A 12,584-nucleotide genomic window follows, 5' to 3' on the forward strand; every position below is an offset into this window, starting at 1 on the left:
GGCGAGTCCTTACCAGTGCTGGAAATTCGAAAGGGGGGTCTCACCGATGGCGGGGAGGCGCTTGAAGACGCAGTCCGCGCTGGCGCTGGCGGCGAGTGCCGGCGCATGGGCCTGGCTCCGCGTCGAGCGGGCGCGCGCCGTCTGCGCGTTCTTGCGACGCAGGGCGTCACGCTGCGGACGCAGGATGACAGGGGGGGTGGTGAGGAGGGTCATGCAGGCTATGGGGCAATCCCCATGCCAACACGATTTAATTGTTGAAAATCAGCGAGTTACGGAGATTTTCTCGATTGATTCTTGGCGTTTTCAGCCGTCGCGGCCGTAATAGCACCGAATCTGTCGCCACAGCCCGACAACTCGCCGAGGGGTGGCGGCCAATCCTTTTCAAATCAACGACTTAGCCCTGTCGCTCGTCGGCGACAGGCTCCGAAGCGCCAGCGACGCCGTCGTTCTTGAAGTGGCCTGGCGTGAGTTCGTGCTTCTGCAAAAGACGGTAGAACTCGGTGCGGTTGCGGTCGGCCAGGCGCGCGGCATCGGCCACGTTGCCGTCGGTCAGCTTGAGCAGCCCGACCAGGTAATCGCGCTCGAAGCGCTGCTTGGCCTCGGCATAGGTCTGCACCTCCACGGTGGGCACGCGCAGCGCCCGCTGCACCAGTGCCAGCGGGATCAGCGGCGAGCTCGACAGGGCGCACACCTGCTCGACCACGTTGTAGAGCTGGCGGATGTTGCCCGGCCAGGGGGCCGTGGTCAGGGCCTTGAGCGCCTCGGGCGCGAAGCCCGACAGCCGCTTGCCGTACTTGCCGGCCAGCTTCTGCAGGAAGTGGTTGGCCAGTAGCGGGATGTCCTCGCGCCGGGCCGACAGCGGCGGCAGCGTGAGCGTGACCACGTTCAGGCGGTAGTACAGGTCCTCGCGGAACTGGGCGGCGGCCATGGCCGCCTCCAGGTCGCGATGGGTGGCGGAGATGATGCGCACGTCCACGGCTATCGCCTGCGTGGCGCCCACCGGGCGCACCGCGCGCTCCTGCAGCACCCGCAGCAGCTTGACCTGCAGGGCGGGTGGCATGTCGCCGATTTCGTCCAGCATCAGCGTGCCGCCATCGGCCTGCTGGAACAGCCCCTTGTGGTTGGCGTGGGCGTCGGTGAAGGCGCCCTTGACGTGGCCGAACAGCTCGGATTCCAGCAGCGCCTCGGGAATCGCTCCGCAGTTGACGGCCACGAAGGGCTTGCGTGCGCGGTCGCTGGCCTTGTGGATGGCGCGGGCCAGCACTTCCTTGCCGGTGCCGGAGTCGCCACGCAGCAGCACGCTGGCGTCCGACTTGGCCACCATGCGCGCCTCGGCCAGCACCTCGGCCATGCGGCTGGAGCGGCTGACGATCTCGGCGCGCCAGCTTTCGTCGCCGCCCGCGGCCGGCGTGGCGGCGGGGGCGCCCAGGGCCATCGCCTGGCCGATCTTGTCGAGCAGCTCGCGGGCGTCGTAGGGCTTGGTGAGGTAGGTGAAGACGCCGCGGGATGTCGCCTCCACCGCGTCGGGAATGGTGCCGTGCGCCGTGAGCAGGATCACCGGCAGCGTCGGATGGCGCTTGCGGATCTCGTCGAACAGCTGCAGCCCGTCGCGTCCGGGCAGGCGCACGTCGCTGAGCACCAGCCGCGGATGCTCGATCTCCAGTTGCGTGAGCGCCGACTCGGCCGAGGTGACGGCCGTGACCTGGTAGCCCGCCGCAGCCAGGCGCAGCGACAGCAGCCGCAGCATGTCGGCATCGTCGTCCACGACCAGGATGCGGGCGCCGGTGGCGGCGGCTTTGGCGGTGTCGCTCATGGGCTTGCCTGGATCGGGTGGGTGCGGCCGGGCCGGCCGGTTCAGGGCGAGGGGCGCGCCGCGCCGTTGGACGGGCGGCCGAAGCTGCGTTCGATGGCGCGCAGCGCCTCGATGCGGTCATTGAGGTGGTCGATGCGCCGCTGCGCTTCCTTGAGCTGCGCCACCTGCCGGTCGCGGTCGTCCTCGACGCGGCGCTGCTCCAGGTAGCGGGCGGCCAGCACCCGCGCCAGCGGCTGCAGCGGCTGGGCCTCGGCCTGCGTGCTGCCGGCGACGCGCTGCATCAGGGCCGTGGCGCGCGCCAGATCGGCGGGGTTGCGGGTCTGCGCCAGCGCCAGGGCCAGCTGCATCTGCAGGGGGGCCGAGTCGCCGGGGTCGCCGATGCGGGCGATCTCCGCGGCCGCCTCGCCAGACTGCAGGCTGCGGGCCCGGTCGGCGTAGGCCAGCATGCGGGACAGCGCTTCGCTGCTGGCACTGCCGTAGCCACTGGCTGCCATGCCGTTGCCAGCCGACTGCATCTGGGTGGCTGGGGCGACGGGTTGCACTTCCACCGGCTGGACGGCCGGCCGGGTGGCCGGCACGGGTAGGTTGGCCGTGGTGGCTGGCGCAGGGGCCGGCACGCTCGGCGTGGGCGCTGGGGTGGCGCAGCCTGCCAGCACCCCGGCCAGGACCAGGGCAACGGCAAGGAGAGGGCTGCGGACGGACAAGGTCGTCATGGGCGTGGGGTCGGGAGAGGTCAGCCGCGCGGCAGGTCGATGCGGAATCGCGCGCCGGGGCCGGTGGGCAGCAGCGCAATGCGGCCACCATGGGCTGCAATGTACTCCTGCACGATGGACAGGCCGATGCCTGTGCCTTTCACGGTGTGCTCCGGCTGGCGCTCGCCGCGGAAGAAGGGCTCGAACACCCGGTCGCGGTCGTCCGGCGCGATGCCGGGACCGGCGTCGCTGATCTCGATGCTGGCGGTGTCGCCGGTGCTGGAGACGGCCAGCGCGATGGTGCCGCCTCGGGCCGAGAAGCGGATCGCGTTGGACAGCAGGTTGGCCACCGCCGTGCCCAGCTTGGCCGGATCGGCCATCACTGTCACCGGCTCGCCCTCCACCCGCACGGTCAGGCCGTGCGACTGCCACTGCAGCCGCTGGGCGTCGATCTGCTCCTGCACCAGCTTGACCAGGTTGCAGCGTTCGCGCTTGAGCTGGCGGGCCTCGAAGGCGGCGGCGTTGAAGCGCAGCAGCGCCTCGATCTGGCTTTGGAGCGACACGGCGTTCTGTTGCAGGATCTGCGCCACCTCGCGCTGGGCCGGGTTGAGCTCGCCGGTCACGCCGTCCTCCAGCAGCGACACGCCTTCGCGCAGCGCCGCCAGCGGCGTCTTGAGCTCGTGCGACACATGGCGCAGGAAGCGCGCCTTGTCGGCGTCCAGCTCCATCAGCCGCAGGCGCAGCCAGTCCAGCTGCTGCGACACGCGCCGCACGTCGGCCGGGCCGCGGATGTCGATGGGCTCGTCCAGCCGGTTCTCGCCCAGGCGCACGATGGCGCGCTCCAGCCGCTTGAAGGGCCGCGCCAGCCAGATGCCGAAGGCCAGCGCCAGGGCCGCGGCCAGCCCGCTGGCCGCCACCACCTGCAGCGTCAGCCGGCGCCGCGCGGCCTCCAGCCGGTCGGCCAGGGCGTTGTTCTGGGCCTCGATCAGCATCTGCGCCTGCTGGGCGAGCTGGGTGTTGAGCGCATCCAGTTCGCGGAACTGCAGCGCCATCGAGCCCTCGCGGGCCAGGGCCGTCTCGGGCGCGCCGTTCATCAGGTCCTCGATGGTGGCCATCTGGGCGCGCCATTGCTGGGCCGATTGCGGCAGCAGCCCGTTGTCGACCAGCCGCTGCACCACGTTCTGCGCATCCTTCTGCGCGTCGGCGAAGCGGCGGCGCAGCACGGCGTCGTTGAGCACCAGCGACTGGCGGCCCGAGCGTTCCATGGCCGCGCTGCGCTCGGCCAGCGACTGGGCGGCACCCGAGAGCAGCAGCGCCCGACGCGCCGCCTCGCGGCTTTGCGTGATGAGCTGGTCGTACTGGAAGACGGCGCGCAGCGCGACGCCCACCACCAGCGCCGTGACCACCAGAAAGGCGGCCAGCATCAACTGCTGGAAGGAGCCGCGGGCGCGTGGCCGGCCGGCCGACATCAGGCGGCCTGCGCGGCGCGCTTGGCGCCGGCTCCGTCATGCTCGTGCGTCAGCACCTCGCCGCGCAGGGTGTGCGAGAGGGCCTGGGTGATCGTCACGTCCACCATCTGGCCCACCAGGCGCGCGGGCGCCTCGAAGTTGACGACGCGGAAGCAGTCGGTGCGGCCCATCAGTTCGGCCGGGTTCTTCTTGGAAGGCCCTTCGACCAGCAGCCGCTGCGTGGTACCGACCAGCGCATCGGACAGCCGCCGGACGTTGTCGTCAATGGTCTTCTGCAGGTGCTGCAGGCGCGCGAGCTTGACCTCGTGCGGCGTGTCGTCGTGCAGCGCGGCGGCGGGTGTGCCGGGCCGCGGGCTGAAGATGAAGCTGAAGCTGGCGTCGAAGCCCACGTCCTCGATCAGCTTCATCATCTTCGCGAAGTCGTCCTCGGTCTCACCCGGGAAGCCGACGATGAAGTCGCTGGACAGCGCCAGCTGCGGCCGGATGGCGCGCAGCTTGCGGATCGTGCTCTTGTATTCCATGGCGGTGTAGCCGCGCTTCATCGCCATCAGGATGCGGTCGCTGCCGTGCTGCACCGGCAGGTGCAGGTGGCTCACCAGCTGCGGCACCTTGGCGTAGGTCTCGATCAGCCGCGGCGTGAACTCGTTGGGGTGACTCGTGGTGTAGCGGATGCGCTCGATGCCAGGAATCTCGGCGATGTATTCGATCAGCGTGGCGAAGTCGGCGATCTCGGCGGTGTCGCCCATCCTGCCGCGGTAGGCGTTCACGTTCTGGCCCAGCAGCGTGACCTCGCGAACGCCCTGGTCGGCCAGGCCCGCCACCTCGACCAGCACATCGTCGAGCGGGCGGTTGACCTCCTCGCCGCGGGTGTAGGGCACCACGCAGTAGCTGCAGTACTTGGAGCAGCCTTCCATGATCGACACATAGGCCGTGGCGCCCTCGACGCGCGCGGGCGGCAGGTGGTCGAATTTCTCGATCTCGGGGAAGGAGATGTCCACCTGCGGCCGGCGCTCGGCCTCGCGGCGGGCCAGCAGCTCGGGCAGACGGTGCAGGGTCTGCGGGCCGAAGACCACGTCCACGTAGGGCGCGCGGGCAATGATGGCCTCGCCCTCCTGGCTGGCGACGCAGCCGCCGACGCCGATCTTCACGCCCTTGGCCTTCAGGTGCTGCACGCGGCCGAGGTCGGAGAAGACCTTTTCCTGCGCCTTCTCGCGCACGGAACAGGTGTTGAAGAGGATCAGGTCGGCCTCGTCCACGTTCTGGGTGGGCTCGTAGCCGTCGGCGGCGGCGAGGACATCGGCCATCTTGTCCGAGTCGTACTCGTTCATCTGGCAGCCGAAGGTCTTGATGAAGACTTTGCGGGACATGGTGGGGGCTTTCTGTGCAAAGGGGGGGCTGCCGGGGGGCGCCGGAGGCTGGAATCGAATGGAGAGGCGTAGCGCAGCGGTGGCCGGCCGTGCCCCGCGGGCTGGGCGCCGGGGCGGCGCGCTCAGCTGCCTTCGTTGTCGGCCCGAGTGACGAAGGGCCAGATGTTGAGCAGCGGCTTGCCACTGGCCGTCGCGCGGTCGGTGGCAGCCTCGTCGGGCGAGAGGATCCAGATCTGCTGCACCTGCCCGGCGGGATCGCGCAGGTAGTTCACCGCCAGGTCCTGGCCCAGCAGCGTGCTGCCGGTCACGACCATGTTCTGGGCATTGCGGATGCGGGTGCCGGGGGCCAGCACTTCCAGCCGGCCGTCGAGGTCGGCCTGCGGAAAGTCGAGCATGCGCAGGCGACCGCGCAATGTGCCGTCGGGGAAGTTGCGGCCGCCGACGGCCGCTTCGTTCTGGGTCTGGGCCTGCGCAGGCAGGGGCGAGAGAAGGGCCGCGGTGCCCATACAGCTCAGGGCGGCGGCAAGCAGGAAATGTGGGAGGCTGCAGCGGTTCATGGGGTTCATCCAGAGGCTGGCGAGCGCGGATTCTAGGTGGCCTCAGGTGCTCGTCTCGTCGCGCGCCAGATCCCGGTTGAGGTGTCCCGTGTCGGCCCATCCCACCAGGGAGAAGCCCTCCGGCGTCCACAGCAGACGGTTGATGGCCGCGTTGCGCAGCTCCCAGGTGCGAGGCGCCTGAAGCTCCTGGCCGGTGGCGGCGCGGTAGAGCACGTCCATCACGCCGCCGTGGGCGACCAGGACCACCAGCTCGCCGGGATGGCGTGCCGCCAGTTCGGCGGCGACGGCCACGATGCGGTCCCGGAAGACCAGCAGGTTTTCGCCGCCCTCGGGGGCGAAGTCGGGCACGCGCTTGCGCCACTTGAGCGCCTGCTCGGGCAGCTCGGCCTCGATCTCGGCGAAGGTGCGACCCTCGAAGATGCCGAAGCCGCGCTCGCGCAGCCGGGGTTCGGCGATGAGTGGGGGCGCGTCGGGATGGGCCTCGGCGATGGCGCTGGCCGTCTGCCAGGCGCGGGCCAGGTCGCTGGCGTAGATGGCGGCGACGGGCTCCTCGGCCAGCGCGCGGCCCGCCTGCTGCGCCTGCCACTGGCCTTCGTCGTTGAGCGGGATGTCGAGCTGGCCCTGGATGCGGGTGTCGACGTTCCAGAGCGTCTCGCCGTGGCGCACGGCGATGAGGCGGGTGATGTCCATCGGGCGAGTGTCACCGAGAACGCGGCGGTGGGCGGGGCGCCTGCCCACTCCCCGCGAGGCGCTCAAGGGCGCGCGGGCGTCGGCGTCGGGGCAGCCGGCGCGGCCGTTGCGGGCTGCGGGGCGGCCTGCGTGGACGCGGGCGGCTTCGTCTCGACCGTCACATCCACGCGGCGCACGGCCTGCGGCGGGTTGGGAAAGCCCTGCAGCGCCGCATGGAACATCACCGGCAGGATCCGCCGCGTGTCCGGGTAGGGGCCGTCGTGGCGGGCATGGGTCTCGTAGACGACCTGCCGGTCGGGCAGCGAGCGCATCACGATCGACACCTCGCGGCCGTACCAGGTCTGGTTGGGCGGCAGGGCGCCCGGGCCCCACCAGCCGCCGCCGTACCAGCCGGGGCGGCCATAGCCCAGGCCCACGCCCCAGCGCGGACCCCAGCCGGGGCCCCAGCCCGGACCATCGAACCACGGATCGGCCCAGGGCGACAGTTCCAGCTGCGAGCGGGCGCTCACCTGCACGGCATAGCGCGGATTGGCGTCGTCGCGCCGGAGCCCGGCGGCGGCCAGCGAGGGCTCGGCCAGGGTTTCCAGGTCGGTCTGGGCCGCGTCGTTCGCTTGCTGCGAGGGGAGGCGTTCGAAGCGGTAGGTGGCGCCAGGCGGAATGGGTGCCTTGGCATAGCTCTGGACGTTGTTGTCCACCACGTAGGAGGTGGCACAGCCCGTCAGGCCGGCGGCCACCGCCGTCACGGCGGCCAGGCCGAGGAGTCGCAATGCGCGTTGCATGTCGTCGTCATCCCTGGGGCCGTTGGCCGGCCCCTGTGTCGTTGTCGCATCGGCTGGACGCGCGGCGGCGCGTCGTGGCTGGAAGTCGGCGGGAAGCGCGCGTCAGCCGAGGCTGAACACCTGCACCGCCGAGGGCATGGCGGGCACGGGCGGCAGTTCGGGCGGATCGAAGGCCCGGTCGCCGTCCTCGCTGGCCACGCCGGTCGGCTTCAGACCCTTGAAGTCGTGCAGGGTTCCGTCCAGCAGGTGCGAGGGCGCCACGTTCTGCAGGCTGTGGAGCATGTTCTCGAGCCTGCCGGGATGCTTGCGTTCCCAGTCGCGCAGCATGTCGCCGACCACCTGGCGCTGCAGGTTCTCCTGGCTGCCGCAGAGGTTGCAGGGAATGATGGGGAAGCCGCGGTGCTGGGCCCAGCGCACGAGGTCCTTCTCGGCCACGTAGGCCAGCGGGCGGATCACCACATGCCGGCCGTCGTCGCTCACCAGCTTGGGCGGCATGGCCTTGAGCTTGGCGGCGAAGAACATGTTGAGGAAGAAGGTCGCCAGGATGTCGTCGCGGTGGTGGCCCAGCGCGATCTTGGTGGCGCCCAGCTCGTCGGCCACGCGGTAGAGGATGCCCCGGCGCAGGCGCGAGCACAGACCGCAGGTGGTTTTGCCCTCGGGCACCACGCGCTTGACGATGCTGTAGGTGTCCTGCTCCTCGATGTGGAAAGGCACGCCCACCTGCTTCAGATAGGCCGGCAGCACGTCTTCCGGAAAGCCGGGCTGCTTCTGGTCGAGGTTGACGGCGATCAGCTCGAAGTTGACCGGCGCCCGGGCCTTGAGCTTGAGCAGGATGTCCAGCATGCCGTAGCTGTCCTTGCCGCCCGAGAGGCACACCATGACCTTGTCGCCCTCTTCGATCATGTTGTAGTCGGTGATGGCGCGGCCGACCTCGCGACACAGGCGCTTTTCGAGCTTGTGCGTCTCGCGCTCGATCTTCGCGGCCGCCTGGTGGCTGGGGGCGGCGGCTGCAGGGGCTTCGGGTTCGGTCCAGACGGCGTTCATGGGGCGCGATTTTGCCCGGGACGCCACATCCTCATGGACCGCGCGGGCCTTCGGTGCCGTGAAACGGCGGTGCGCAGGGATGCCTCGGGCGCTGACTATCGCGGACGATTTCTGCGCGACCACGCCAGCGATGTTCACGACGGAGAGTGCGGGCGGAGGAATCCCTGCTGTACCGCCACATCCTGCAGGTTGCGCCTCACCCAGCGCAGCACCGGGTCGTCCACCTGGTGCCGGTGCCACTGCATCGCGATGCGCACGGGCGGGATGTGGATCGGGCAGGTCATCAGCCGCAGCGGCAGCGTCTTCAACAAGCCCTTGGCGAAGGATTTCGGAATGGTGGCGATGTGCGAAGTCCCGACCACGCAATCCGCCACGGCCGAAAAGGTCGGGACGCGCATCGCGATGCGCCGCACGACGCCCTGCATCTCATAAGCGACCTGATCCAGGGTCGGCAATCGGCCGTCGCCGAGGAGCGGAACGACGTGCCCCATCTTCTGGAAGGCCTTGAGCGAAAGGGTCCGGCCGATCAGGGGGTTCTCGGCCCACGCGATGCAGCAGAACGAGTCCGAGAGCAGCAGCTCGCTGGGGTGATGGCTGGCGACGGCGGAGGCGCCCAGCAACACCAGGTCGACATGCTGGTTCTCCAGTTCGGGCGAGTCGTATCCCGAGACCGGCCGGACCGCGAACGTGAGCCGTGGCGCGGTCGTCTCGGCCATCCGGAACAGCGGCACCAGGACGGTACTGAACACATAGTCCGACGCCACGATCGTGATGTTCCGCTCCATGCGCAGCGGGTCCGTCTCGGGCCGCAACTGCGTCAGCGCCTGGGCGCGCGACAGGATGTCCCGCACAGGGTCGACCAGGGATTCCGCAAACGGCGTCAGCGCGTAATGCCTCCCTTCCCGCAGCAGCAATGGGTCCTGGAAGTAGTCCCGCAGCCTTGCCAGCGCGGCACTGGTCGCAGGCTGGCTCAGGTGCATCTGCTTCGCCGCCCGGCTGACGTTGCGGTGCGCCAGCAATGCGTCCAGACATGCGAGGAGATTGAGGTCCAGCCGGTTGATGCGCATCCGCAAACTATAGGTCAGGCAAATAGTTTGAATCCACAAGAACAGTTTTTGCTTATGCCCGCCCACTGGCACAGTCCCGTTGCGAACAACGCCGATTGAACAGGAGACCCCATGCAGGATGCCCAGCAGACGCCGGACGGCGATGTCCAGGGACGCCCCAAGACGCTCGCCGAGGCGCGTGTCTGGATGAAGACGAGGCTGCGCTCTCGCACCCACCCGATGAACGCGCTGGATCCGGACGAGGGCGTCGACCTGATCGACCGCCTTCCGGGACTCGACGGCGCCCAGTGGGCCGCGCATTGGCGCGAGGCAGGCGATGCCTGCAGCGCCTCCGCGGAAAAGGCCGAGCAGGCGGGCGCCCTGGACGAGGCCTGCAAGCTGTTCATGAAGGCGAGCGGTCTCTACTTCATGGGCCGCTTCCCCTGCCCGGATCATCCGGCCAAGCTGCGCTGCGCCGAACGCGAGCGGGAAACCTACCTGAGAGCCGCCCGGCTCTGGACGCTGCCGGTGCAGGTGGTGCGCATTCCGTTCGCTGGCCGGGAGGGCGAGGGGGACTCGATCACCGCCCTTCTGCGCAGGCCCGCGAATGTCGAACGTCCTCCCGTCGTGGTCATGTGGGGCGGCGTCGATGCCTGGAAGGAGCAGATGACCCAGGCCTGCGATGCCCTGCTGGCGCTGGGCATCGCGACGGTCGCGATGGACAACGCGGGCACGGGGGAGTCTCCGGTCAAGGGTGTGCAGGACGCCGAAAGGCAGTTCACCACGGTGTTCGACTGGATCGACACGCAGTCCGATCTCGACGGCCAACGCCTGGCCTGCCTGGGCCGTTCGTTCGGCGGCTACTGGGCCACCAAACTTGCACTGCTCTACCCCGACCGGCTGCGGGGCGCAGTGAACTGGGGCGGTGGCGCGCACTACATGTTCCAGCCTGAATGGATCGGCGCGTCCCGCTACCCCGACAGCTACCTGATGGGACTGGTGGAGACACGCTGCCGCATGCTGGGTGCCCGCAACGACGAGGAATACCTGGCCTTCTTCAAGCGCCTGTCCCTGCTCGACCAGGGACTGCTCGACCGCCGCAGCGCACCGCTGCTGCTGGTCAACGGGCGCGAGGACAAGCAGTGCCCGATCGCCGATCTGCACTTGCTGACAGAACACGGCAATCCCAAGCATGTGCGGCTGTTTCCGGGCGGGCACATGGGCCTGACGCCGCAGACCCTGCCCACCATCGTTGCCTGGCTTGCGGGTCAGCTGGGAGTTCCGGCATGAGCTGGCCGCTGCACCTGGACGTCTTCGGTGCCGAGTCCGCGCCAGCCGTCGTCCTGCTGCATCCCATCGCGACCCGCGCGGAGGCATGGCGCCTGCAGATTCCCGTGCTGGCGCGTCGCTTCCGCGTCATCGTTCCGGATCTGCCCGGCCATGGCCGCTCTGCGGCCCTGCCACCCGGGGCGGCGTTGCATGACTACGCGGCCGCGGTCCTGCTCGCGCTCGAGCCCCTCGGGCTGCGGGAGTTTTCCCTCGCAGGCCTGTCGTTCGGCGGCATGGTGGCCCAGGCCATGGCGCTCGCGGCGCCCTCCCGCATCCGACGACTGGTGCTCGCGCATTGCGGCGCGGTGACGCCGGCGCCGGTGAGGGCCGTCTGGCAGCAGCGGGTGGCGGACGCACAGGCCGGCGGCATGGCGCAGCAGGTCCGTCCGACCCTGGACCGGTGGTTCACGCCGGACTTCCTGGGCCGTGCGCCCGCGACCACCGATTGGATCGGCCGCATGGTCGCCGACACCTCCCTGACGGGATACGTCACGGCGGTCCATGCCATCTGCGGCCTCGACCACGTCGCCTCGCTGGGGCGGCTGGAGATGCCGACGCTGGTGATCGCAGGTCAACAGGACATGGCGGTCAGCCCGGCGGTCTCGCAGGCGCTGGCCGCGTGCATCCAGCATGCCGAGTTGCGGTTGATGGCCGACGCCGCGCACATGAGTCATGTCGAGCAGGCTGCGACGTTCACCGAGACGGTGGACGCCTTCCTGTCACCGTGAAGCAGAAGCCCTCGGGCTCAGAAAGAGGCCGGCCAGACAGCGCGGGCCCTACCTTGGAGACACCATGTCCGACTCTGGAATCACAAGAAAATCCTTCCTTGCCACACTGGCCGCCGCAGCCTGCCTGGGTGGCGTGCCGCCGGTGCTGGCGCAGGAGCGCGACAGCCGGGTAACGCGGATCATCGTTCCCTTCGGCACGGGCGGTGCGCCCGACATCGTGGCCCGCCTGCTGGCCAATGTGCTGGGCCAGCGCACCGGAAACACCTTCATCGTCGAGAACCGCGCGGGTGCCAACGGCAACATCGGCGCCGACATCGTGGCCAAGGCGCCGCCGGATGGCCATACCTTGCTCCTGCATGGTCCTTCCCTGGCCATCAATCCCAGCATCTACAAGAAGCTTCCCTTCGATACGGAGCGCGACCTGCGCCCGGTGGTGGAGGTCTGTGCGGCCGAGGGCATGCTGCTCGTCGTCAATGCGGCCAACCCTGCCAGGACGCTGGCCGACTTCATCGCGGCGGCCAAACGGCCGGGCGCCAAGCTGGCCTATGCCTCTCCGGGTGTGGGCAATGCCTTTCACCTGGCCGCCGAGAACTTCCTCAATGTCGCTGGCGTGCAGGCCGTCCACATTCCCTACAAAGGCGCAGGAGAGGCCGTCACCGCACTGATGGCGGGAGACGTGCAGTTCCTGATCGGCTCGGCGCCCAGCGTCGGGCCCCAGCTGCAGGTGGGTCGCCTGAGGGCCCTGGCGTTCGCGGCCAAGCGCCGCAGCGCTGATTTCCCGAACGTTCCCACCTTTGCCGAGAGCGGTCTGGCCGGCCTGGAGATGACGCTGTGGTACGGCCTCTTTGCGCCGCGCGGAACCACGGACGCCGTCATCGGGGCCGTGAATGCCAACGTGCGTGCGGCGCTCGACGATCCGGGCATGCGCCAGGTGCTGGCGCAGCAGGGTCTGGTGCCGGTGGGCGGCGAGCCGCGTCAGCTGGCGGAACTCCTCCACCGGGACATCGGCCTTTACGGCACGCTCGCCAAGCGTGCCGGGATCCAACCCGAATGAGCACGATGCAATCCGA

The 12,584-nt window shown here is 69.6% G+C and carries 13 protein-coding genes; 3 read left to right on the forward strand and 10 right to left on the reverse strand.

Annotated features, from left to right (window positions below):
* Window positions 1–9: 9 nt before the first annotated feature.
* From ACT54X_RS21475 to ACT54X_RS21520, 10 genes are all read right to left on the reverse strand, one after another.
* Complete coding sequence (locus ACT54X_RS21475; RefSeq protein ID WP_294373366.1) at window positions 10–213, reverse strand: hypothetical protein; 204 nt, start codon at window positions 211–213, stop codon at window positions 10–12.
* A gap of 181 nt (window positions 214–394) precedes the next feature.
* Window positions 395–1,813 (reverse strand): sigma 54-interacting transcriptional regulator, encoded by a 1,419-nt coding sequence (locus ACT54X_RS21480; protein WP_295377509.1) that lies wholly within the window; start codon window positions 1,811–1,813, stop codon window positions 395–397.
* A gap of 41 nt (window positions 1,814–1,854) precedes the next feature.
* A complete protein-coding gene (locus tag ACT54X_RS21485; protein WP_476348453.1) occupies window positions 1,855–2,526 on the reverse strand; it encodes a hypothetical protein in 672 nt (223 codons plus the stop codon).
* A 20-nt stretch (window positions 2,527–2,546) separates the two neighbouring features.
* Entirely contained in the window at window positions 2,547–3,974 is a 1,428-nt protein-coding gene (locus ACT54X_RS21490) for a sensor histidine kinase (RefSeq protein ID WP_294373357.1), read from the reverse strand.
* A complete protein-coding gene (gene miaB / locus ACT54X_RS21495; protein ID WP_294373354.1) occupies window positions 3,974–5,341 on the reverse strand; it encodes a tRNA (N6-isopentenyl adenosine(37)-C2)-methylthiotransferase MiaB in 1,368 nt (455 codons plus the stop codon). Before miaB ends, ACT54X_RS21490 begins: the two co-directional genes overlap by 1 nt.
* Window positions 5,342–5,463: 122 nt before the next feature.
* Complete coding sequence (locus ACT54X_RS21500; protein ID WP_294373351.1) at window positions 5,464–5,898, reverse strand: hypothetical protein; 435 nt, start codon at window positions 5,896–5,898, stop codon at window positions 5,464–5,466.
* Between the two features lie 42 nt (window positions 5,899–5,940).
* On the reverse strand, window positions 5,941–6,588 hold the full coding sequence (locus ACT54X_RS21505; protein ID WP_294373349.1) for a histidine phosphatase family protein: 648 nt from the start codon (window positions 6,586–6,588) through the stop codon (window positions 5,941–5,943).
* 62 nt (window positions 6,589–6,650) lie between these two features.
* Complete coding sequence (locus ACT54X_RS21510; RefSeq protein WP_294373347.1) at window positions 6,651–7,367, reverse strand: DUF4136 domain-containing protein; 717 nt, start codon at window positions 7,365–7,367, stop codon at window positions 6,651–6,653.
* A gap of 102 nt (window positions 7,368–7,469) precedes the next feature.
* Entirely contained in the window at window positions 7,470–8,411 is a 942-nt protein-coding gene (gene ttcA, locus ACT54X_RS21515; RefSeq protein ID WP_294373345.1) for a tRNA 2-thiocytidine(32) synthetase TtcA, read from the reverse strand.
* Window positions 8,412–8,545: 134 nt separating this feature from the next.
* The gene (locus tag ACT54X_RS21520) at window positions 8,546–9,478 is read right to left on the reverse strand and encodes a LysR family transcriptional regulator (protein WP_294373343.1); all 933 of its coding nucleotides are present in this window, start codon (window positions 9,476–9,478) and stop codon (window positions 8,546–8,548) included.
* Window positions 9,479–9,589: 111 nt separating this feature from the next.
* On the opposite strand from ACT54X_RS21520, the gene ACT54X_RS21525 reads away from it, so the two are divergent.
* From ACT54X_RS21525 to ACT54X_RS21535, 3 genes are all read left to right on the forward strand, one after another.
* Window positions 9,590–10,747, forward strand: a complete 1,158-nt coding sequence (locus ACT54X_RS21525) for an alpha/beta hydrolase family protein (protein ID WP_294373341.1) — start codon at window positions 9,590–9,592, stop codon at window positions 10,745–10,747.
* Window positions 10,744–11,514, forward strand: a complete 771-nt coding sequence (locus ACT54X_RS21530) for an alpha/beta fold hydrolase (RefSeq protein ID WP_476348458.1) — start codon at window positions 10,744–10,746, stop codon at window positions 11,512–11,514. Before ACT54X_RS21525 ends, ACT54X_RS21530 begins: the two co-directional genes overlap by 4 nt.
* 64 nt (window positions 11,515–11,578) lie before the next feature.
* Window positions 11,579–12,568: a Bug family tripartite tricarboxylate transporter substrate binding protein gene (locus tag ACT54X_RS21535; protein WP_476348460.1), complete on the forward strand. Its 990-nt coding sequence runs from the start codon at window positions 11,579–11,581 to the stop codon at window positions 12,566–12,568.
* Window positions 12,569–12,584: the final 16 nt, after the last annotated feature.

The organism is Pseudacidovorax sp. DMC4 (assembly GCF_056314265.1).